The sequence below is a fragment of the Clostridium kluyveri genome, from assembly GCF_001902295.1.
GTDB lineage: Bacteria > Bacillota > Clostridia > Clostridiales > Clostridiaceae > Clostridium_B > Clostridium_B kluyveri_B.
The window spans coordinates 3,720,088-3,740,848 of record NZ_CP018335.1 but is presented as its reverse complement, the minus strand read 5'-3'; the positions used below and the strand labels follow the sequence as shown (position 1 = coordinate 3,740,848).

Here is a 20,761-nt window from a genome sequence, read left to right as displayed (position 1 = left end):
CATAGTAAAATGCAGAATATGAGACAAATAAAAGTTTAGCTTAAATAAGTACATGGGAGGGAACTGTATGTTGGACAAAGAAACATTTAAAAGGACAGAAGGTAAGCTGTATGGCTATTTTAGAGATCTTAAGGAAATGGAAGCTTTGGAACTGGAATGCAAAGACCTTCAAGATCAGGAGGAAAGTATTCAGTGGGATATAAAGCACTCAAGTGAAAGCGTGATAGAAAATGAAGATGAAAAGGAAATTAAGGAGCTTAAGAATGAACTAAAATATGTAAATAGAAAATTCCGTAAGAATATGTCCAGGATAAGGTGGTTAAAGAGAAATACAGCTCCGTTGAAGAAAGTTCTGACAGTCCCTCCACTATCAGAAGAAATTATGCAATTCATTATTTATAAGTACAAGCTAAATAAAAGCGTTGGATGGATAGCAAATGAAATGTATGGTGGTGTAAGAAGTACTGCCTACAGGTGGCGAGAGGATATACTGGAGGATATCGTGAAGTGGGAAGGGGTATATGGCAATAGCTGAAAAAATAATGCTGTTGCCTTTTTTAATCGTAAAAAATCTTGAGACAAAAATGAGACAAATTTGAAACAAAAATAGGACAAAGTTGGGACAAAATACATTGAGAAATAGTATATAATATAAATGAAATTCAAAGAGTTGAATTTGGTAAAAATAAAACATGTCCACTTTTATGGTTTGGGTGAACTATATTCTTTTTTAGGAGCTGATGATTTGAGAGCTGTGTTAAATAAAGAAGAAGTTAAGATTTTGTATTTAGATGGGTTAACAGCCCCTGAGATTGCTAGAAAATTAAATGTTAAAAAAGATACTGTAGAAAAATGCATCCAAAGAAACTTTAGTAATTTAAAATATAAACATAGGGTTGCCTTAACATGTAGGCGAGAGGTGGTAAAGGCAGTTAACTATGAAGCAAATAAATATATAAGTGATAGTGCGTTTGTAGAAAAGAATAGGTCTATATATAAAACGAATCCTGACGGGGATATAGTAATAAATAAAGAGGTTGCTCCTGTAGTTACATGGGACACTCCGAGAAGATTGGCAAATGAAAATAAAGTTAAATTTTAATATTCCCCATGAATATACCTCTAGCTCCAGGGTTAAATAGGGCTGCCAATGCGGGAAACCGTAAATAAAATAAAACTATATATGTGTATGTCAAAGGTAGGCACTCGTCATTTAGAGTGCTTATTTTTCTTTTATAGAATTTATTATTAGGTATGTACAAATTATTATAGTTGCTCCTAATGCATATAAAGTAATCAATATTGTGCTTGAATCAGAATCATTATTAAATATTACATCAAGAATAGATGAACCATACATAAATGCAATAAAACTTATAACCCATAGAAATATGTACTTTAGAATTTTCATAGATGAGAAATCTCCTTTTTATTTAATCATAACATAAAGAAGGTGAGAGGTATGAAGATAAGAGAAATCCTGAAAGAAAAGCTTAACCAAAATAAAAAACTAAATAAAGATAAACCAAGGAGAGGCGAATACCTCTCCTTTTCTGATATTGAAAAATTAATGCGGCATGAGTGTTACAGGAGAGTTAAGGGTGCTGTTAGGAGGATGAGGTAGAATAATTAAAATACAGCAGAGCTGCATGAATATTTAGCAGCTCTACTTTTTAAGATTAGGCTTCTTCTGAAATAGGGTTTTCAATAAGTGTAGCAAAAATTAAATTATGAGTGTGGCCATCGTTTTCTGTAGTTATTGCTCGTACAAAATGAACATGTCTTCCATTTCCAACATCTATTTGAAGTCCTGAGGTTGCTTCGAATTCATGAAAATGGTTTTCATAAAAATCTGTTCTTGCTTTAACTACATGAACATGTCCGCGTGTAACTCTAAGCGCCGGACCAGATACTCCAGCAAATCTATGATTATGAGGATCTTCCTCTAATTCAGCTAACATAGTGCTTCCTAAAAATTCATGGTCATGTGTTTGAACTTTATTACAACAAGACATAAGTCTTACCTCCTTAGCATTATAGTATGGTTGACGAATTTATTATGATACTTATAATTAATGAAATTTAGTAGAGGGATGAAACTATAATAAAGCTCTTTCTTCATCCCCCAAACAAAACGAATGAGGCAGGTGGTGACAATGTAGAGATGCCGAGACAGAGAAGTCCAAACAGGGATAAAGCATTTGAGATTTACAAGGAACATGGTGGGAATATTGAAAATAGGCAGATTGCAAAGATTCTAAGTGAAGATGAAAAGAAGATTGCAGTCTGGAAGCAAAGGGATAAATGGGTAGATAAATTGAATGTTGTACAACAAACAAATGAATGTTGTACAACTAAACGAAAAAAGGGCGGCCAACCACAAAATAAGAATTCAAAAGGTCATGTGAGCAGCGTACCAAAAGGAAACAAAAACGCTGAATCCCATGGCTTTTTTTCTAAGATTTTTCCCCCTGAAACAATGGAGGTGGTGCAGGAGATTATGATTAAAGATCCTCTGGATATGCTCTGGGAAAATATAATAATTCAGTATACGGCCATAGCAAGGTCCCAGAGAATTATGGATGTTAAGAGTAAAGAAGAAATGATTAAGGAGCTTAGAAAGTCCAAGGTTAAGACTAAAGGTAGAAGCACACAGAAAACTTCCACCAATGAATCAGAGAAAGAATTAGAATATGAGTTTCAATTTGCATGGGACAGGCAAGCCACATTTCTTAAAGCTCAATCTAGGGCTATGTCAGAGCTTCGTAGTCTTATCAAGCAACATGATGAGATGGTTCATAACAACCCAGACATGGCCACAGAAGAACAAAGGTTGAGGATGGAAAAACTTAGGGCCGAGATAGAGAAGGTTAAAAATCCTGACGATAACAAGCCTATAGAAATAATGATAAAAAGAAAAAGTGATGAATAATGCTTATAGAAAAAGAAGTAAATCCTAGCTTTGAAGATTTTATTTTCAACTGGGATTATAAATTCTATTTTTTAGTTGGTGGTTATGGATCATCAAAGAGTTATCATGTGGCATTGAAATTAATACTTAAATTGCTCCAGGAGAAAAGAACTGCACTTGTGGTTAGAGAAGTGTTTGATACTATAAGGGACAGCTGCTATTCACTTTTAGAGGAAATAGTAATAGACATGGGACTTGACACTAGAATTAAATTTACAGCTTCACCAATGCAGGTTAGGTTTCCTAATGGCTCCAAAATAATATTTAAAGGTATGGATAAACCTTCAAAGCTAAAGTCTATAAACAATGTTTCTATAGTGTGGATTGAGGAATGTTCAGAGGTTAAATATGAAGGATTCAAAGAACTTTTAGGACGTTTAAGACATCCAAGACTGCCACTGCATATGATACTTTCAACTAACCCTGTAAGTAAGGATAATTGGGACATACAAGCACTTCTTTAAAAATGAGAAGAAAAAAATATTCATACTGGATGACGAGGAACTCTACAAAAAAAGAATAGTTGTAAGAAATAATACCTATTATCATCACTCATTGGCAGATGATAATTTATTTTTGCCTAAAAGTTATATAGAGCAGCTAGAAGAATTAAAAACTTATGATATTGATTTATATAGGATAGCCAGAAAAGGTAGATTCGGTATAAATGGTAGGAGGGTACTTCCTCAATTTGAAGTTAGGCCACACTATGAAGTGCTTCAAGCTATAGGAACATAAAAAATCCGATTAGGAGGTTGGCTTTGACTTTGGGTTTGAAGATTCCTATAATGCTTTGTTAAGGTTAGTTGTAGACGATAATGAAAAGATACTTTATATCTATTGGGAGTATTACAAAATCAAATGACAGACGATAGAACTGCCCTTGAAATAGCTGAATTTAAAAGTACTCAAGAACTTATTCGTGCTGATGGTGCAGAACCTAAAACAATTAAGTATTTCAATCAGCAAGGGTTCAACATTAGAAGAGCTAAAAAGTTTCCAGGGTCAAGGCTGCAGAATACCAAGAAGGTTAAAAGATTCAAGAAAATAGTATGTTCTAGCAATTGTACTAATACCGTAGATGAATTAAAGGATTTACATATGCATAGATAAAAATGGAGAAATTATAGAAGATGAATTTAACATAGATCCTCATACATTTAGTGCTATATGGTATGGATTAGATGGTTATGAGGTTGCTGATATTAAAGAACAAAAATATGCAGATAGTGTTTATAACAAGGGCAGAGGGTTATAAAAATACATCATAGAAGGAAAGGAGGCACTGTATTTTAGTGAATATAAAAACAGCAACATTAAAACTTACAGGATTTACAATTAAAAGGAGAAAGAAAAGTAAGAAGAGATTATATCTTTTATAAAGGGAAATCCGCAGATCCAGAGAGAGCTAAAAATGATCCCATATTATATGGCCAAAACTGGCCGACAGATGATAATTGCGATTATAAACCTACTCAAGATATAAGAAATAAGGTAAAGCCTCTTCTTAGGAAACAGGCAAGGTGGATGTTTGGGAAGGAACCTACCCTAATATTTAAACCAGATGATTTTAAAGATAAGGATAAATGTGAGGATTTAAGAAAATTTGTAGAGGATATTTTTGAAAATAATAACTTCTGGAATAATACAAGAAAGGCTTTTTTAGAATCCACGGTAAAAAAGAGGGTACTGCTTAGAGTAGAAGCTAATCCAGGACAACCTTTAGTACTTAAGTATGAGACTATAGAAAATTTTTACTATAAAGAAAAGAATGGAGTTTTATTAAAGGTTGTGTTCTTTGAAGAGGATGAACTTAATGTATACAGGGAAGCTGATGCAGATAAGATTTACTACCTTCACACCTATTACTATAAAGTCAATGAAAATTCAAAAGAAAGGCAGGCGTGGTATAAGAAAGAAACCTATAAAAATACAGACCTGCAGGAAGAACTTACGATAGATATAGACACTGGATTTACTGCTATACCCTGCTGGCTTATTAAAAATGGTGGGGAACTTAATGATTCTTTTGGTGAATCTGATGTTACTGAACTGGAAGATGCTCAAAACCAATATAACAGGAGAATATCGGATTTTGCAGATGCGTTGAGGTTTCAGTTATTTGGTTCAGAGGTTGTGATTGATGGTAATGAAGATGATGTAAATAAATTCACTATAGCTCCTAATGCACTACATGCAGTAAAAACCAGAGATGAACTTGTAGAAAATGGGGGACAAGCTGCAGTTCAAAGAATGGAATACAATATAGGAAATTCTGATGCAATAGAAGCTTACCTGGACAGGACAGAAAGGGATATGAATTTTGCACTGGATATGCCTAAATTATCAGACTTGAATAATATCCCCTCTGCTAAAGCCATGATTTATCTTTACAATGATTTGATAGCTAGGTGTGAGGAAAAGTGGAATGACTGGGAAAGGCCTTTGTTGGCATTAATCAATTTTATTATTGAAGTGGCTCCAGTATGCTATAAAGGTATATTTAACTCTGAATGGTTGAGTATAAAGTATACAACCATCTTCAAGCATAATTACCCTCTCCCTTCTGATGATGATGAAAAGAAGAAAACTGCGATTTTGGAAGTCGAAGCTGATGTGAGGTCGAGGAAATCATACATTAAAGAGTTTAGTGATGAGGAAGACGACGAAAAAGCTTTCAATGAAATACTTGAGGAGAAAACACAATTGAGTAATGCAGAGGATTCATTTACTGAAGGATTGAATAGTGAATTGAATAATAATGTTGATAATAATTTAAACACTGGTGAATAGTTATGAATGAATATGAAAAAAGAGTTCTTCAGGCAAGAAAAGAATTTATTGCCCTGAATTTTCAGCAGGAAAAAGAACTTTTTAATATTTATAAAAATGCCGGGGATAAACTTATAGATGAAATCTTAAGTATGCCAGATTCCAGAACTAGAAATCATAAGATAGAACAATATAAAATAATCAATGAGTATAGGGCAGAGCTTTATTATAAGCTCAGTAAAACAATTGAAAATAATATCCGAAAAAGTTCTGACATACAAAAAGGCGTACAGCTTAGCTTTGTAGACATGATTTCGCCTGATGAAGCCACAAACAAAGCTTTAAAGAGGACTATAACCAAGGTGTCAAGTGATACTGTAAGGCAGCTTATAGCAGGGAATTATTATAAAGATGGTAAGACATTAAGTAGAAGATTATGGAATATAACTGGTGACAATGGCAGTAAGGTTGACATGATTATAAAAGCCAATATAGCCAAAGGTGCCAATGTTAAAAAACTTGCTGCAGAACTAGAGAAATATGTTAACCCTAAGAATCGCATTACGCCTAAGACTTTTGCTGATGGACTAGGTGGGGACAATATATCATATCAAGCTAGAAGGTTAGCAAGGACCAGTATAACTCATGCACAAACAGAAACCTTAATCCAAAATGCAAAGAAAAATCCATTCTGTAAAGGGCTTAAGTGGAATTTAAGTGCAAGCCACTCAGCTAGAATGCATGGCAGGATGGATATATGTGACGAGTATAATGGCAAGGTATTTAAACCTGAAGATCTACCACTCCAGCATCCAAATTGTCTATGTTACATGACAGAAGTAATTGAAGAGTTTGGAAAATGTATTGAGACTATGAAAGATTGGAGTAAAAATAAAGTTAATTCTCAAATTAAATCCAATATAGATGAATGGGTTAAAGAAGGAGATAGTAAAACTTCTATTAAGGTTAGCGTTCCAGATGAAATTCAAACTAAAATTAATTATGATGCCGATAATAAAATAGTCAATATGGATAAGGAACAAAAATGGAGCACTGTAAAAGATATAAATACTCAATATAAGAACAAAAAGGAAATAAGTGATCATCTAAAAGAGAGTTATGATATAAAATTCTCTGATAGTAGAAAGTATCCTATAGATAAAGAATTATTACAGTCTTCAATTAATTGGTTAGATAAATTCCATAATTATTTTAAAGGATTTAAAGAAGTAGATCCAGTAAAATTACCTAGTATAAAGATAAAAGCTAATATTACCCCAGTAGGATACTATAGGTATTATCCTGAGCATCCAGAAGCAGTTGAACTTGTACTAAATGGTGAATACTTTTGTGATCAGGATTATAATACGCAATATATTAAACAATGTATTAAAAGCAAATGGACAATACCAAACGCAAAAAGTTATAAAACATTTATACATGAATATGGACATCATGTAGCAGATTCGCTTAAATGGTTTGAAAATAATGAATTAGATAGTGATAATTGGTGCAAAAATTTTATAAATGATGTATTATTAGAGTATAATAAAAAATATGATAATACGTATAGTTTTAAAGATATATCTGAACTGGTAAGCAGATATGGAGGAACAAATCCAGCAGAAGCATTTGCAGAAACATTTGCAGAATATTTTGGAGGAGATACTCCGAGAGAATTTGCTCAAGTATTTGGAGAAATAGTTGAGCAAAAACTAAAAAAGCATATTAATAAGGGGTGATAGATATGGAACTACCAGAACCTAAGTTTATGAGTACTGAATATGTTTATTATGATGATGAGGGCCTAAAAATAAAAGAAGATTCTCCACAGTGGGTAAAAAATGAATATAAAACTTTTATGAAAGAATTAGAGTCTAATAAAGTAAACGAGTAAGAAGCACTTACTAAGTGAAAATAGTGAGTGCTTTTATTATGCTCAAAATTAAGGGAGGGATTGTGTTGAATATACCCGATAAAATTAAAATTGGTGGCATGATTTTTTCAGTAGCTTTAATTGATAATCTTATGAGAGATGGTTCAAGTTCAGGAAGAAGCTGTGGGAATTCACAAGAAATACAGATAGATAAAAGTGCATCACATCAGTATAAGGAAACTACATTTATACATGAAGTTCTTCATCAAATTAATTTTGTTTACAATATAGGATTAGAGCATAAACAAATTTATGATTTAGAAACTGCTATTTATGCACTTGTAAAAGATAACCCAAGAGTATTCAATGAAAAGTTAACTCAGAATACTATAGGTATTGATGCAAATATAGATGATGATATCTTAGTAGATGATTTAGTCGATAGAGCTATTAATAAATTTACTACAGAATTTAGAAAGACACTTCAAGATATGAAAAGATAGGAGGAAAAAGGATGCATCACTACATCACAAAATACGAAGAAAATGGATTAAAGTATGCAGAGTCTTGGATACAAATAAATATTTTAGGAAAGTGTATCTGCGTTTGGAAGAAAAAAATTAAGATATAGTAATAATTCAGGGCTTAAAAGAATAGGGCCTTTTTTCATCTTGCAAAATGAGGAGGTACAAAATTAGTGGATGCAGATAAAATAAATACCGAGTTAGATCAACAAATAGAAAACCTAGCATATTTAAAATCATTGGCAGATGAATATCTGGATAATGAGGACATAAAGCCAATTGAGTACTTAAATATAGTTGCTGAACTGTATAAATTGAAGTTTGATTTACTAAAAATTAAGTGGAAAGTTTGAAGGGATAAAGTCAATCATTTAATAGAAAAAAACAAGGAGGATTAAAATAATGCCAAAATTAAGTGAAATATTAGGAGATTCATTTACACAAATACCAGAAGATCTCCAGAAAAAATACAAAGACATAGATTTGGTAGATAGTTCTGATTATATTTCTAAGGAGACATATAATCAAACGAAAAAGGAGCGTGATGATTATAAAAAAGGTGTATCTGATAGAGACAAGCAGATTAAAGACTTGGAGCCACTTGCTAAAGACAATGAGGATTTAAAAACTAAACTCACTGACCTGCAGAGCAAAAACAAAGAAGATTTGGGCAAACAGGAGGCAGAGTATAAGAAACAGATGTTCAATATTGCTCTTGAATCTAAATTAGCTACTATAGGGGCTAAAAACTCTAAAGTTCTGAAAGGATTACTAGACTTAGACAAGTTGACCCTTGATGACAATGGTAATTTTATCGGTCTTAAGGAGCAGGTTGATGCAATCAAGAAATCTGATGACTATCTATTTGAAAAAGAGATTAAGGGTACAGGTACTTTTAACTCAGGCGGTTCAGAATCAAATCCTACACCAAGTGATGAAAATATAGCAACAAAACTTGGAAAGCAACGTGCAGAAGCTAGTAAGTCCAAAAATATTTTGGATTTTGCTAAAAAATAATTTTTATTAAGGAGGAATGCAAAATGCATCAAAGTTCGTATGAGGTTATAGGCGGCCAAAAGAAATTAAGATTAATAGCTGGTGACCATTTTATATCGTTACCTATTAATGTAAAGAAAGCAGATGTATTAACAGCAATAAATTCGGATGAAGTGTTAGAAGCTGGAACATTATTAACAAAGGAAGGAAAACCAGTAACAACAACCGAAAGTACAACAGATGCCTATGGTGTCGTTTATCAAGATGTAAGTTTTAAAGATTCTATGTCAGTTGATTCTAATCCTAACAATGCTACAGAAATTGTACCGGTTCTGGTACATGGAGTTTTATACGAATCAGAAATTAAATTTAATGAAGATAATGCAGAAGTAGAAAAGGCTGCGTTAAAACAAATAATATTTGGAGCATAAGGAGGAACAAAAATGCCTAAATTACAGGATTATATAAATTCAAAAAATATCGCCTTATATATTAAGGAATTACCAGTGGAAGATACTATAGACCAGACATTGTTTCCTAATAAGAAAGTATTAGGAACTAAATTAGAACACGCAAAAGGTGCTAAAAAGAAAGCTGTAGCATTAAGGCAATCGACTTTTGATGTAGCTGCTAAAATGAGATCGTTAAATGCTAAGGTAGAAGTTTCAACAACCGAGATTCCATTTTTTAAAGAAGCTGTTGGAATAGATGAAACCACAAGAAGAGAAGTTATAAATGCTATGAATTGTAATAATGAAAATATTGTTAATGCAGTTTTAGATCAAGTTTTTGATGGGCAAGCAAATCTTATAAAAGGTGCAGGAATAATTGCTAAAAAAATGAGAGCACAAGTAATTCAAACAGGGAAAATTATTTATTCTAGTGATCCTAAGGACGGAAATGTTGCTGTCGAGTATGGTGTGCCAGAAAATCACAGAACTATACTTACTGCTGATGATAAATGGACGAATCCTGCTGCCGATATAGTTGGAGACGTTAAAAATTTTCAAAAGATAATAACAGATGATAATTGTCCAAAGCCTAATATTATGCTTATGACAGAGAAAACTTTTGATGAAACATTTTTAATTAATACTGCAATTACAAATGACATAAGAAATAGCAATTTAAATACATTAAGAATATTATCTCAATCAGATTATTTACAATATGCTAAAGAAAGAATGAATTTGATTATCGTATTCTTAGAAGACACAACATATTATCCATATGAAGGAGCAGACCCAGTACCCTATTATGAGAATTATAAGATAACATTAATGAGTGGAGCAACTTTAGGAGATACTGTTTATGGTACAACTCCTGAAGAGTTTGATTTAACACATGGCAGTGGGAAATTAGATACAACAATAATAGAACCAGGTATAGCAGTTACTACAAATACTAAGTGGGATCCAGTAACTGTAGATACCAAGGTGTCGGTAATGCCTATTGTTTCGTTTGATAGAGCAGATGAAGTGTTCTTTGGTACTGTTGCTTAGTAGTCATTTAATTATGGCTACTTTTTAATTTAATGTTATAAGGAGTGAATAAATTCATGGCAACAAAAAAATATAATGCAATAGCAAGACAACATATTAAGTATAATGGAGCATTCATGAAGACAGGAGAAAAATTCAAAGTCAATGAAAAAGACATAGAAGAATTAAGTAAATATGCAGATATAGAAATCCCAAAAGAAGCTGAAACTCCTCCATCTACTCCACCTAATAGAGAAGGGGAAAAGGCAGGTACAGAGGCAGGTGAATAATTATGGCTTTTACTCCTTTAGAAATATTGAAAGTAAATCTTAATGAAAGTCAGTACCCAGTGTTTTCAGATGAAGAATTGGAGAATTTACTTGAAGTAAATGACAATAATGTCCTTAAGGCCAGCTGGAGAGGTTGTTTAATGAAAGCAAATATGGAAAGTAAAATAGTGGTGGGACCTGTAACAATAGAAAATGCCGATCCTGACTATTGGAATAATCTAGCTTCCATATATCAAGCTGATTATTTATCAGAACAGGCTGCATTAAATCCAACTATAGTAAGAGGCTATAAAACTTCCATGAGAAGAAGTGATGGTGCATAATGCCAAAAATAAATCCAAATAAAATTATAAATGCAATCAATAAGGCCATATCAGTAAATCCAACGGTTATAACTTATACTAAGACTATTAACGAAGAGGTTGATGGTGCATTTGTAGATGATGAACCAATTGAGAAAACCATAACGGTATTAATTTATATTGGGACAAATAGTAATTCAGTAAATATCAATATAAATTCAGGAATCCAGGGAACTTCTTATATAAGCAGATACAAAATGATTGCTGACAAGGATGCAGAATTGGATGTTACGCCTAAACAATCTATTGAATTTACAAGTAATGGTGATAAATTCGAGGTAAAGGCCGCATATCCTATAATAATTAATGATACAATCTGCGGTTATGAGTGTGATTTGGAACGTATAGATTAAAAGGTGTGGTTATATGGGATTCAAAGTTAATGATTTCATAGAAAATAAACTAAATGGAATGTATGGGCTGCTTGATAACAAAATAAAACCCATGCTGGTTAATGAGGCCAAGTCGAACGCCTACTGGAAAGACAGAAGTGGAGATGCAAGAAGGGGTATAAAAGGCGGTGTGGAAGGCTCAGGAAGAAAATATACTTTGTCTTTGATTCCAAGTGAAGAATATGGGGGATGGCTGGAAGAAGGTACCGGAATATACGGACCTGCAGGAAAGCCTATAGTACCTGTAAATAAGAAAATATTAAGTTGGGTTGATGAAGATGGAAATAGACATTTTGCTAAGCTCGTAAAGGGAATAAAACCTATGCCTGTTTTAGAGAATACCCTTAAAAATAATAAGAACAATATAGCAAATAAAATAATTGAATATTGGAGTGAATAAATTATGGGGGGATTGATAATATGAGTGAAAATCAGATTAAAAATGAAGAAGAATTAAAATTAGCTGATATAGAAATAGAATATGGCATTGATAAATTATTAGGGAAAATAATTATAGATGGAATTGATCATTCAAAAAAAGTAAAAAGCGTTAGTTTTTCAATGGATGCACGAAATATACCTATGGTGAAAGTAGAATTTTACGCAGAACATTTAAAAATAAAAGCTAAGGCAAAGGTAGAAAAGCAATGCGTGACGGAATAAGAAAAAAACTTACTGACAGTATTCCAGAACTTAAAAAATGTTGTGATCCCACTGTTCCAACAAGAGATACCCCGAAACCTTATGCAGTAGTTCTCCAGGGTAATGATACCGACAGTGGAGAGGTAGTTGGATTCAAAAGAACTATAGAAATATGGATATATGAGAAAAGAACTACCTTTAAAAATCTGGATTCACTGGGGGACAAAGTAATCAAGGCTCTTAATATGCAGGTAATAGAAGATACAAAAACAAATGAAACTTTTACCTGTATTTTTAATGGCACCATAGGACAGGATGTTGCAGATGTGGAATGGCAGGCCATAGCAAGAGGACTTCGGTTTAATGTCATAGCTCTACATGAGGAGTATGAAGTCAATACCGATACATGGCTTCATGCATTATATGACTATACAAAAACTATTACAGACTATACAGTATATCTTAATAATTGGAAAAAGAATTTTCAAGTGCCTTCTATTTTATGGAGGGTAAAGAATCAAAAGAAGGAAAGAGAAAATTACGCTCTTGTAAAAGAGACTAAAACTTTTGTATGCCACATTGTCAGTAATAATAAAAATCAAGTTAATAAATTATTAGATGATATAGAACATAATCTTATTGATGATTTTAAAATACCTTTGGATTTGTTAGATAGGCGATACCTTACTGTAGAAAGTATTAGTGAAGATAGGGAAGCAGATATGTTAGGTGTAGGCCAGCTAACTGTTACTTTTTTTAGGAGGAAGATGATAGAGAAAAATACACCAACTATAAATAAAATTTATGGAAGGAGAAAATAAAGTAGGTTAATTAAGGAGGGATAGATTTGGAAGATAATACAATACAGAAAGAATACATTCCGACTGATGAAAAGATAGTACCAGAGAATTTATCTATCAAAGAAGATTTGGAGGAAACTACAGTTACAGAAGTAGAAGGAGTTAAGGCTAATCAAGAGGAAAAATTGGCATCAAAAGAAGAAGTATATGACATACAAGATTTTATAAATAATTGTAAGGCACTTGGTTACAGGAGAGAAGTAGTCTCAGGTGCTTTATTTAATTGTGAAAAAACAAAGATGACTAAAACAGAGCTTAAAGAAAGAATTAAAAAATTCTTAGGAAAGAAGGTAGAATAGTATGGCATCTGGATATTGGAGTGAGACAGATAAACCGATAAGGCCAGGATTTTATAATAGGTTTAAAGCTATAGCTTTATCACGTATACAGCAAGGCAAAAGAGGCATTATTGCAATGCCTGTAAAAGCCAATTGGGGACCGGTTGGAGTAGTGATATCAATAACATCTGAAAAAGAATTAATTGCAAGTTTCGGAGATGATACCAGCTATACTGCATACAGACTTGGAAGACTGGTATTATTAGGTCAGCCCAAAGAACTCCTTTTGTATAGACTTGCGGATGGAAATGAAAAGGTATCTACAATAACATTAAAAGATACAGCTGAACCTTCTGGAGATGTATTAAAAATCAATACGAAATATCCTACTACAAGAAAATTCAACGTTACTGTGAGAGATAATATTGTAGATTCATCTAAAAAAGATATAATTCTCTATGATGAGACGACTCAAATATATTCTTTTACAGCACTTTCTGGAGCAATACAGGAAATGGTTGAATCAATAAATAACAATGAAGAGAATCTGTGGATTAATGCTGAAAAAGTTGCAGATGGCAACAGTACTTTGACAAGTATAGTAAATCAGCCATTAACAGGTGGTAATGATGGTGCAGCAGCAATAACAAATGATAAATATATTGATGCCATGGCAGCATTTGAAGGTGTAAAATTTAATGGATTCGTATTGGATGGAATAATAGATTCAGCTCTTCAAACAAGTGTTAAATCATGGGTTGAGAAAAACAGGAAGAATGGAAAGAAAATAAGAGCATATGCCGGTGGTGGGTTAGATGAGACAATAAATGAGGCTAATGCTAAATCACAAAGTTTCAATTATGAGGGATTCTGTTATATTGGTGCAGTTGGAGGAATATTGGATGGAATAACATATACTCCAGCAGAAACAGCATGTTATATAGCAGCCCTTGGAGAAGGTCAAAGTCTTAAAGAAAGCTTGTGTAATGCTAAAACTGTGTTTAGTAATGTGACTAAAAACCTAACTGATGAGGAAATTAAAAGTTCATTACAAGCAGGTACTATGATTGTAAGATACGATAATGGTGAAGTTATAGTAGAAGATGATGTAAATACCTTAAAGTCTTATGGGACAGATCAAAATGAAACTTTAGGATATTTAAGAGCTATTAAATTTATAGATGCAGTAGATGAAGATACTAGTTCTACAGGTAATCAGAAATATATAGGAAAGATAGGCAATGATAGAACAGGACAGGTTGCTGTATTGGCAGCTTTGAAACAGTACTTTGAAACTTTGAATGATTCTGGTCTAATAGATAGCGATTTTACTGTGGAAATAGATGAAGAACTTCAAGCGAATGCTAAAAATGATGAGTTCTTCTGGATATGGGATGCTAAATATATAAATGTGATGAAAAGAATTTATGGTACAGGATATATAAGATAGGAGGGATAATATGCCTTTAGATTCAAGTAGAACTATTCATAGTAGGTATGGAAAAATACTTATGGATGGAGTTGAACAAACAAATGTAAGTGAGTGTACTGCAAAAGTCGCACTTGATAAAAAAGAAATAAATGTAGTTGGAGATGAGTGGACTAGGTATAAGAGAGGTACTAAAAAAGGTACCGGCAGTTTTACTGGATATCATGTAACATCAGATATGATAAAAAGAGATTTTAAGCGATTTGAACTTATCGTAGGACTTGAAGATCCAGAAGCATATGGATATGAGAGTATAAGATTGTTGAACTGTATGGCTGATGAAGTTAACCTTATTGATTTAAAGGTTGGGGATTTAGTAATGGAAGAAAGTCCTTTTACATTTGAAGGTTATGAATTAACGGATGCTATTGAGGCAGATTAATGTATATAAATTCCCCTTATTAGCAGAATATGCTATAATTTTATTAACATTTTGTTAATAAGGGGGGGATTTTAAAATGAGGACTTTTTTACTTTTAATCTTTGTTTTGGGGGCTTTGTCTATATTAGCCATCCTAGGACTTATTATTTATGAATTAGTAAGAAAACGCTATAAATATGAAATAAAGAAATTACTTAAAATAGTTGTATGCCTGGTTATTATATGTTCTTTAGCTGCTATAATAGATTTTTCAATAGAATCTCAAGAAAATAAATCAAAATTAGTTCAGAATGAAAAACCAAAGACTGCAGAAGAGGAAAGAATAGAAAAAGTAAGATCAGATCAAACTATATATGCTCAATTATTAGAAAGTGGAAAAACATATGAGCAAATGAATGAAGAAGAACGAAAAAATGCTTATTATATAATTACTGTGTGGAATGATCTTGAACAGAGTTTTAAAGAAAAATATCAATCACAGAAAGACGCATTAGAAAAGGATAGAGCAGAGTTCTTTGCAGCTCAGGAAGTAAAAATAGCAGCTAAGCAAGCAGAAGAAAACAAAGCTTCTTATGATACAGGAATAACATATGAACAATTAGCAAGAACTCCAAATGATTTTAAAAATAAGAAAGCCAAATTTAGTGGTAAAGTCATTCAGGTTGTTGAAGACGAAAAAGAAAATGATTTAAGGTTAGCAGTTGACGGAAATTATGATAACATATTATATATCGGTTATGATCCCAATATTACAAGTACAAGAATACTTGAAAATGATTATGTAACTGTAAGAGGAATTTCTTTGGGTATATATTCTTATGAATCTACAATGGGAGCAAAAATAAGTATACCTTCAATGTGGGTAGAACAAATTGAAATAAATTAATAAAATGGGAAATTTTAAAACATACAGGAAAAGTCAGTTTATTCAGCTGACTTTTTATTATTTGAGTTTTTTTAATACTACAATTAAATATAAATTAATTATTTAGGAGGAATTTAAGATGGAAAAAATGACAGATGAACAGATATTATCTATGAAAGAAGAGGATATTTTAGCTAAACTTATGGGGACTTATGAAGTTCCAACTGCTACAGTTTTTATAGAAAGAATGGGCATTCCTTTAACGCTAAAAGGATTAAGCGAAAAAGAAATAAGTAAAATTAGAAAGGAATGTACTTATAACAGAAAATCCAGAGGTGGTAAATCAGAGGATAAACTTGATGGAAATGAATTTGATGCAGGTTTAATTGTTGCTGCTACTACTAATTTTAATTGGAATGATTCTAAATTGCTTGATTCAGTTAATGTAAGTAATGGAAAACAGTTCATTAGAAAAAAGCTTCTAGCTGGAGAGATATCTGCATTGACAGATAAAATATTAGAATTAAGTGGATTTAATGATGAATTGGAAGAGATGGAAGATATAAAAAACTCATAGAGTTGGGAGGGAAAATTACTGCATTATATAATATATTTGCAATGCATAACATACCTCCTGACTCTTTTTATGAAGTAGAAAGAAATGATATGGCAAGGAAATTGATTCTTGCCTTTTCTAATTATGAAGTGGAACAGCATAATAAAGCTATTGAAGAGGTCAGGAAGTGAATATTAATGGCCAATAAAGAGATTTATAGAATTGATATCGCAATAGGGGTTAGTGGAGATTCTGAAACCCAGGGGAAGCTTTCTGCTATGGAAAAAATGGCAGAACAAACAAAAAATAAGTTGAAGGCTCTGGATAAGATAAAAGCCAGCCCCAGTGCTAAATTGAAGGATGATGCATCAACAACTATTGATAAAATAAAATCTAGGACAGATAAATTAAATGGTACCACTGCTCAAGCTAAAGTAAAGGCAGAGGATGGAGCCAGTAAGGTTATTGATAAGATAGAAAATAAAGCAGAAAAATTAAATAATAAAAATGTTAAGCCTAAAATAGATGCAGATAATAAGGCAAGTAAAATAATTGAGGAAACTGAAACTAAGGCTGAAAAGTTAGATAATAAAAAGGCAACTGTCAAAATAAAAGCACAAGATGAAGCTACTAAAACCATTAATAATGTGGAAAGTAAAATAAATGGATGGATTAAAACTGGTGCCAAAAAGATAATATCTGTAGGAATAGCTGGAGTATTAGCCACAGGTGGAATTGGTCTTGGCACTAGCATAAAAACTTTTTCACAGTATGAGCAGGGTTTATCTAATGTAAAGGCAGTTACAGAGGCCACAGATAAACAGATGAAACAATTAGGCGATACTGCCAAAAGTTTAGGAGCTTCAACTGCTTGGTCGGCTGTACAGGTAACAGAAGCAGAAGAACTTTTAGGACAAGCAGGTTTTAGCGTTCAGGAAACCATAACTGCATTACCGGGGCTGTTAAGCTTGGCAAGTGCCGGAAGCTTAGATTTAGCATCTGCAACAGATATAGCAAGTGGTACTTTAAGAGCATTTAGTTTAAATGCAAGTGATTCAGCACATGTGGCAGATGTACTGGCATTGAGTGCAAGCGCCACAAATAGTGATGTAACAGATCTTGGCGAGACAATGAAATATGTTGCACCAGTAAGTGCATCTCTGGGAATAAGTTTAGAAGATACTGCTGCGGCTGCTGGACTATTAAGTAATCAAAATATAAAAGGTAGTCAGGCGGGTACTGTGCTCAGACAGGCAATGGCAAGGCTTGCAAGTCCCACAGAGGAAGCAGCAGACGTAATGAAAGAGTATGGTATTAATGCATTTGATGCTCAAGGGAATATGAAACCTTTAAGTGGAGTTGTAGATAATTTAAACAGCTCTCTTGGTAAATTAACAAGTCAGCAAAGGGCAGATGCTATAAGTACAATATTTGGTACGGAAAGCATGTCAGGTATACTTGCATTAATGAATCAAGGCGGAGAAAGTTTAAGTAGTTTAAGTCAGAAGCTCAAAGATGCCAAAGGCTCTGCTGACAAAATGGCAGAAACAAAGCTTGATAATTTAGCAGGACAATGGGAACAGCTTAAAGGGGCAGTGGAAACTGCACAGATTGAATTAGGTGAAAGACTGGCACCGTACGCTAAAGAGTTTGTAACCTGGCTTACGGGTAAGATGCCGGAGATAACTGATAGTGTAGTAAAATTTGTTGACTATATAAGCAAGAATACCACTACTATAAAAACTTTAGCTGCAACTGTAGTGGGATTAAGTGCAGCTTTTGCAGGATTTTCAGCGGTAGGGAAAATAGGAAATACTATTACAGGAATTAAAGGATTAGCAAGTGTACTAAAAGGCGGCAAGGTAGCAGAGGAAACCGTTAAAGTAGCCGGGGGGCTTAGGAGTATAGGAGTTGTAGGCAGATTATTACCTTTAATATTGAACCCTGTAGGACTTGCCATAGCTGGAACTGCTGTGGTAGCTGGAACTGCAATAACAGCTAATGCTAATTTGATGAAAAAAAGTCTTTCTACTACCACAGAGGAATTAAGTACAACTGAAAAAATAATGAATAAATTAAATGGGTCTATTTATAAATCTAAGAAGGAAATGAGCAAATTAGGACTTGTTTATGATGATTTTGGAAGTGGAATATCTGATAGTTTTAAAACTGCCGCACAAGATGCATCCAAGAGTTTATTGGAAATAGAAATGAATATACAAAGATTAGTTCGTGATGGTTCAATAGATGATGCGGATAACATGCAGCTCAAGGGGTGGGTAGATAAGTTCACTAATGAAGCTATAGAAGCAATAAGAGAAAAACAATCTCAAATTAAGGATGAATTTCAGAAAACTTTTAGTCTTGATGGTGTAACAAGCGACGCAGAACAAAACGTTATGGATTATTTAAGTAGTTATTTTGAAGAAGGCGTCAACAAAGAACTTGCCATTAGAGATGAAATTTACAGTATTGGCGATAAAGCCATAAAGGATCATGGTAAAATATTAGATTCTGATATAAAAGAAATAAGAGATAAATTAGCAGAATTAAAATCAATCCAACTTGAATATGCCAATGCGGAAAGTGCTGGAGAACGAGCTTATGCTAGTAGTAAGTTTACAAGCAAAGCTGAAAAGGTAACAGGGATTGAAGGGGCAAGCCAGTTACTTCAGGATAGGGCGAAGGAATATAAGTCACAAATAGATGAAATTAATGCTAACTACGATAAAACTATCGCGACAACCAAATATTTATTAAGTAGCCCCAAAATATCATCAGAAAGTAAAGCTAAATTAGAGTCTGGATTGAAAGAGACCACTGCTGCAAGGGATAAGGCATTAAAAGAAGCAGAGGAAGCATGGAAGTCAGACTTAGAGACGCTATATAAAACTTATCCAAAGGCAAAAGGTAAAATTAACAAATATGATGGCACCGAATTAACAGGTGGAGATATAAAGACACAGGGTAGCCTTGAAAAAATAAAAAGCAAATATTCAGATTTGAAGAATATCACTAAAAGTGGATTTTACGGTATCAGAAATTCAGCCACAGGTGAAATGAACGCTATGTATGTTTCAGTAGAGAAAAGTACTGGAGATATTGTAGGGGCATGGAATGTTACTACACAAGAAATTGGTGCCTATACCACTGATATTAAATCGAAAGTTAAAGAATTAGGGAATGTCCATCAAAGTACTATTGGTGGAGCTATAAAATATCTGTCAGACATGGGAGCTTCATATGATGCAGTTAACAACAGGATTGTTAGTTCTTCAGGGCAAGCAATAGGTGAATTAGGCAAAGTAAGTATTGCGGCTAATGGAACTAGAACAATGATATTAAATTTAAATGGAACCCCTGTTCAGATCACTTCAAATGCAGAAGGGCAGATTACAAGTATAACGGAAGTAGGAAATGCGGTTAAGAATGTTCCGCCTGGTGCAAATGTTACAATAACAGATAATGCTAATGAGTCCAAACAACGTATAGCAGGGGCAGGCAATGAAGCAGATAGAGTTAATGGAAAGACATCTACTATTACAATTACAACTATTTTTAAAAAGGTAATACAAACTGTTGAAGAATTCTTTACAGGTAAGGATCCAGATCAAAAAGCAAATGGTACTAATTATTTTTCAGGAGGTCTTTCGACTGTAGATGAAAGGGGATGGGAACTTTCACAAAATAAATCTGTACCGGTTTTAGGAAATTATAACGGTGATCCACTAACCTATATGTCAAGAGGAACTAAAATACTCAATCATATGCAATCAGTACAGGATATGAAAAAAGAAGTTTCAAGGCAAATCAATGAAAAAATGGCTAACAAACCGAGTAAAGTACAATATCAACTTATTAAACCTCAACAAAAAGTTCAGGTTGCTGCAGTTGGAGGACTGAGTTTCGGCGATATTAATGTAAATGTAGGTAGTGACCCAGACATTGACGAAATAGTAATACAGGCCACAAAGAAATTTGCTACAGAGTTGAAGAAACAATTACAAAATATTAAGAGGTGAGGA

At 33.2% G+C, this 20,761-nt stretch carries 26 protein-coding genes and 2 pseudogenes; 26 read left to right on the top strand and 2 right to left on the bottom strand.

What is annotated here, in order from left to right; all coding sequences use genetic code 11:
* The first annotated feature begins 67 nt into the window (after window positions 1–67).
* Together BS101_RS18075 and BS101_RS18070 are read left to right on the top strand one after the other, a co-directional pair.
* Window positions 68–535 carry a transcriptional regulator gene (locus BS101_RS18075; protein WP_073540086.1) on the top strand — a complete coding sequence of 156 codons (468 nt, stop codon included), beginning with the start codon at window positions 68–70 and terminating at the stop codon, window positions 533–535.
* A gap of 120 nt (window positions 536–655) precedes the next feature.
* Window positions 656–1,102 carry a helix-turn-helix domain-containing protein gene (locus BS101_RS18070; protein ID WP_242951326.1) on the top strand — a complete coding sequence of 149 codons (447 nt, stop codon included), beginning with the start codon at window positions 656–658 and terminating at the stop codon, window positions 1,100–1,102.
* 120 nt (window positions 1,103–1,222) lie between these two features.
* On the opposite strand, the gene BS101_RS18065 is transcribed toward BS101_RS18070, so the two are convergent.
* Window positions 1,223–1,411, bottom strand: coding sequence for a hypothetical protein (locus BS101_RS18065; protein WP_073540085.1), 189 nt, complete (start codon window positions 1,409–1,411; stop codon window positions 1,223–1,225).
* A 51-nt stretch (window positions 1,412–1,462) separates the two neighbouring features.
* On the opposite strand from BS101_RS18065, the gene BS101_RS23475 reads away from it, so the two are divergent.
* On the top strand, window positions 1,463–1,624 hold the full coding sequence (locus BS101_RS23475; protein ID WP_198039509.1) for a hypothetical protein: 162 nt from the start codon (window positions 1,463–1,465) through the stop codon (window positions 1,622–1,624).
* 55 nt (window positions 1,625–1,679) lie between these two features.
* On the opposite strand, the gene BS101_RS18060 is transcribed toward BS101_RS23475, so the two are convergent.
* Window positions 1,680–2,015, bottom strand: coding sequence for a YmaF family protein (locus tag BS101_RS18060; RefSeq protein ID WP_073540084.1), 336 nt, complete (start codon window positions 2,013–2,015; stop codon window positions 1,680–1,682).
* A gap of 149 nt (window positions 2,016–2,164) precedes the next feature.
* Here BS101_RS18060 and terS point away from each other — a divergent pair, with 149 nt between their 5' ends.
* The 23 genes and pseudogenes from terS (at window position 2,165) to BS101_RS17955 (ending at window position 20,758) form a co-directional block, all read left to right on the top strand.
* The gene (terS, locus tag BS101_RS18055) at window positions 2,165–2,932 is read left to right on the top strand and encodes a phage terminase small subunit (RefSeq protein WP_073540083.1); all 768 of its coding nucleotides are present in this window, start codon (window positions 2,165–2,167) and stop codon (window positions 2,930–2,932) included.
* Window positions 2,932–4,267, top strand: a pseudogene (locus BS101_RS24650) (PBSX family phage terminase large subunit). The gene terS and the pseudogene BS101_RS24650 overlap by 1 nt, the downstream one beginning before the upstream one ends.
* Before the next feature lie 51 nt (window positions 4,268–4,318).
* Window positions 4,319–5,764, top strand: a pseudogene (locus BS101_RS18045) (phage portal protein); the annotation flags it as partial.
* A gap of 2 nt (window positions 5,765–5,766) precedes the next feature.
* Window positions 5,767–7,485: an exonuclease SbcC gene (locus BS101_RS18040; RefSeq protein WP_073540082.1), complete on the top strand. Its 1,719-nt coding sequence runs from the start codon at window positions 5,767–5,769 to the stop codon at window positions 7,483–7,485.
* Window positions 7,486–7,490: 5 nt separating this feature from the next.
* Window positions 7,491–7,640, top strand: a complete 150-nt coding sequence (locus tag BS101_RS23470; protein WP_198039508.1) for a hypothetical protein — start codon at window positions 7,491–7,493, stop codon at window positions 7,638–7,640.
* A 62-nt stretch (window positions 7,641–7,702) separates the two neighbouring features.
* Window positions 7,703–8,122, top strand: a complete 420-nt coding sequence (locus BS101_RS18035; protein WP_242951325.1) for a hypothetical protein — start codon at window positions 7,703–7,705, stop codon at window positions 8,120–8,122.
* 194 nt (window positions 8,123–8,316) lie between these two features.
* Window positions 8,317–8,496, top strand: a complete 180-nt coding sequence (locus BS101_RS18030) for a hypothetical protein (protein WP_073540080.1) — start codon at window positions 8,317–8,319, stop codon at window positions 8,494–8,496.
* Between the two features lie 49 nt (window positions 8,497–8,545).
* Window positions 8,546–9,160 (top strand): phage scaffolding protein, encoded by a 615-nt coding sequence (locus BS101_RS18025; RefSeq protein ID WP_073540079.1) that lies wholly within the window; start codon window positions 8,546–8,548, stop codon window positions 9,158–9,160.
* A gap of 23 nt (window positions 9,161–9,183) precedes the next feature.
* Entirely contained in the window at window positions 9,184–9,570 is a 387-nt protein-coding gene (locus BS101_RS18020) for a hypothetical protein (protein ID WP_073540078.1), read from the top strand.
* A 12-nt stretch (window positions 9,571–9,582) separates the two neighbouring features.
* Entirely contained in the window at window positions 9,583–10,641 is a 1,059-nt protein-coding gene (locus BS101_RS18015; protein ID WP_073540077.1) for a major capsid protein, read from the top strand.
* Between the two features lie 56 nt (window positions 10,642–10,697).
* Window positions 10,698–10,910, top strand: a complete 213-nt coding sequence (locus tag BS101_RS18010; protein ID WP_073540076.1) for a hypothetical protein — start codon at window positions 10,698–10,700, stop codon at window positions 10,908–10,910.
* 2 nt (window positions 10,911–10,912) lie between these two features.
* Complete coding sequence (locus tag BS101_RS18005) at window positions 10,913–11,233, top strand: hypothetical protein (protein ID WP_073540075.1); 321 nt, start codon at window positions 10,913–10,915, stop codon at window positions 11,231–11,233.
* Window positions 11,233–11,625, top strand: coding sequence for a hypothetical protein (locus BS101_RS18000; protein ID WP_073540074.1), 393 nt, complete (start codon window positions 11,233–11,235; stop codon window positions 11,623–11,625). The genes BS101_RS18005 and BS101_RS18000 overlap by 1 nt, the downstream gene beginning before the upstream one ends.
* A 13-nt stretch (window positions 11,626–11,638) precedes the next feature.
* The gene (locus BS101_RS17995; protein WP_073540073.1) at window positions 11,639–12,064 is read left to right on the top strand and encodes a hypothetical protein; all 426 of its coding nucleotides are present in this window, start codon (window positions 11,639–11,641) and stop codon (window positions 12,062–12,064) included.
* Between the two features lie 20 nt (window positions 12,065–12,084).
* Window positions 12,085–12,327, top strand: a complete 243-nt coding sequence (locus tag BS101_RS17990) for a hypothetical protein (RefSeq protein ID WP_073540072.1) — start codon at window positions 12,085–12,087, stop codon at window positions 12,325–12,327.
* Window positions 12,312–13,127 carry a hypothetical protein gene (locus BS101_RS17985; RefSeq protein WP_073540071.1) on the top strand — a complete coding sequence of 272 codons (816 nt, stop codon included), beginning with the start codon at window positions 12,312–12,314 and terminating at the stop codon, window positions 13,125–13,127. The genes BS101_RS17990 and BS101_RS17985 overlap by 16 nt, the downstream gene beginning before the upstream one ends.
* A 26-nt stretch (window positions 13,128–13,153) precedes the next feature.
* Window positions 13,154–13,465, top strand: coding sequence for a hypothetical protein (locus tag BS101_RS17980; RefSeq protein WP_073540070.1), 312 nt, complete (start codon window positions 13,154–13,156; stop codon window positions 13,463–13,465).
* Between the two features lies 1 nt (window position 13,466).
* Window positions 13,467–14,894 (top strand): phage tail sheath family protein, encoded by a 1,428-nt coding sequence (locus BS101_RS17975; RefSeq protein WP_073540069.1) that lies wholly within the window; start codon window positions 13,467–13,469, stop codon window positions 14,892–14,894.
* 10 nt (window positions 14,895–14,904) lie between these two features.
* A complete protein-coding gene (locus BS101_RS17970; protein ID WP_073540068.1) occupies window positions 14,905–15,315 on the top strand; it encodes a phage tail tube protein in 411 nt (136 codons plus the stop codon).
* Between the two features lie 76 nt (window positions 15,316–15,391).
* On the top strand, window positions 15,392–16,201 hold the full coding sequence (locus BS101_RS17965; protein ID WP_156876079.1) for a hypothetical protein: 810 nt from the start codon (window positions 15,392–15,394) through the stop codon (window positions 16,199–16,201).
* 118 nt (window positions 16,202–16,319) lie between these two features.
* Window positions 16,320–16,757, top strand: a complete 438-nt coding sequence (locus tag BS101_RS17960; protein ID WP_073540067.1) for a phage tail assembly chaperone — start codon at window positions 16,320–16,322, stop codon at window positions 16,755–16,757.
* Window positions 16,758–16,759: 2 nt separating this feature from the next.
* On the top strand, window positions 16,760–16,927 hold the full coding sequence (locus BS101_RS23465; protein WP_198039629.1) for a hypothetical protein: 168 nt from the start codon (window positions 16,760–16,762) through the stop codon (window positions 16,925–16,927).
* 6 nt (window positions 16,928–16,933) lie between these two features.
* On the top strand, window positions 16,934–20,758 hold the full coding sequence (locus BS101_RS17955) for a phage tail tape measure protein (protein WP_073540066.1): 3,825 nt from the start codon (window positions 16,934–16,936) through the stop codon (window positions 20,756–20,758).
* Window positions 20,759–20,761 lie beyond the last annotated feature (3 nt).

What these genes read in the sequence shown, in the direction of transcription:
- BS101_RS18075 (WP_073540086.1), top strand. Translation starts at nt 68, where the DNA reads ATGTTGGACAAAGAAACATTTAAAAGGACAGAAGGTAAGCTGTATGGC.
- BS101_RS18070 (WP_242951326.1), top strand. Translation starts at nt 656, where the DNA reads ATGAAATTCAAAGAGTTGAATTTGGTAAAAATAAAACATGTCCACTTT.
- BS101_RS18065 (WP_073540085.1), bottom strand. Translation starts at nt 1,411, where the DNA reads ATGAAAATTCTAAAGTACATATTTCTATGGGTTATAAGTTTTATTGCA.
- BS101_RS23475 (WP_198039509.1), top strand. Translation starts at nt 1,463, where the DNA reads ATGAAGATAAGAGAAATCCTGAAAGAAAAGCTTAACCAAAATAAAAAA.
- BS101_RS18060 (WP_073540084.1), bottom strand. Translation starts at nt 2,015, where the DNA reads ATGTCTTGTTGTAATAAAGTTCAAACACATGACCATGAATTTTTAGGA.
- terS (WP_073540083.1), top strand. Translation starts at nt 2,165, where the DNA reads ATGCCGAGACAGAGAAGTCCAAACAGGGATAAAGCATTTGAGATTTAC.
- BS101_RS18040 (WP_073540082.1), top strand. Translation starts at nt 5,767, where the DNA reads ATGAATGAATATGAAAAAAGAGTTCTTCAGGCAAGAAAAGAATTTATT.
- BS101_RS23470 (WP_198039508.1), top strand. Translation starts at nt 7,491, where the DNA reads ATGGAACTACCAGAACCTAAGTTTATGAGTACTGAATATGTTTATTAT.
- BS101_RS18025 (WP_073540079.1), top strand. Translation starts at nt 8,546, where the DNA reads ATGCCAAAATTAAGTGAAATATTAGGAGATTCATTTACACAAATACCA.
- BS101_RS18020 (WP_073540078.1), top strand. Translation starts at nt 9,184, where the DNA reads ATGCATCAAAGTTCGTATGAGGTTATAGGCGGCCAAAAGAAATTAAGA.
- BS101_RS18015 (WP_073540077.1), top strand. Translation starts at nt 9,583, where the DNA reads ATGCCTAAATTACAGGATTATATAAATTCAAAAAATATCGCCTTATAT.
- BS101_RS18010 (WP_073540076.1), top strand. Translation starts at nt 10,698, where the DNA reads ATGGCAACAAAAAAATATAATGCAATAGCAAGACAACATATTAAGTAT.
- BS101_RS18005 (WP_073540075.1), top strand. Translation starts at nt 10,913, where the DNA reads ATGGCTTTTACTCCTTTAGAAATATTGAAAGTAAATCTTAATGAAAGT.
- BS101_RS18000 (WP_073540074.1), top strand. Translation starts at nt 11,233, where the DNA reads ATGCCAAAAATAAATCCAAATAAAATTATAAATGCAATCAATAAGGCC.
- BS101_RS17995 (WP_073540073.1), top strand. Translation starts at nt 11,639, where the DNA reads ATGGGATTCAAAGTTAATGATTTCATAGAAAATAAACTAAATGGAATG.
- BS101_RS17990 (WP_073540072.1), top strand. Translation starts at nt 12,085, where the DNA reads ATGAGTGAAAATCAGATTAAAAATGAAGAAGAATTAAAATTAGCTGAT.
- BS101_RS17985 (WP_073540071.1), top strand. Translation starts at nt 12,312, where the DNA reads ATGCGTGACGGAATAAGAAAAAAACTTACTGACAGTATTCCAGAACTT.
- BS101_RS17975 (WP_073540069.1), top strand. Translation starts at nt 13,467, where the DNA reads ATGGCATCTGGATATTGGAGTGAGACAGATAAACCGATAAGGCCAGGA.
- BS101_RS17970 (WP_073540068.1), top strand. Translation starts at nt 14,905, where the DNA reads ATGCCTTTAGATTCAAGTAGAACTATTCATAGTAGGTATGGAAAAATA.
- BS101_RS17965 (WP_156876079.1), top strand. Translation starts at nt 15,392, where the DNA reads ATGAGGACTTTTTTACTTTTAATCTTTGTTTTGGGGGCTTTGTCTATA.
- BS101_RS17960 (WP_073540067.1), top strand. Translation starts at nt 16,320, where the DNA reads ATGGAAAAAATGACAGATGAACAGATATTATCTATGAAAGAAGAGGAT.
- BS101_RS17955 (WP_073540066.1), top strand. Translation starts at nt 16,934, where the DNA reads ATGGCCAATAAAGAGATTTATAGAATTGATATCGCAATAGGGGTTAGT.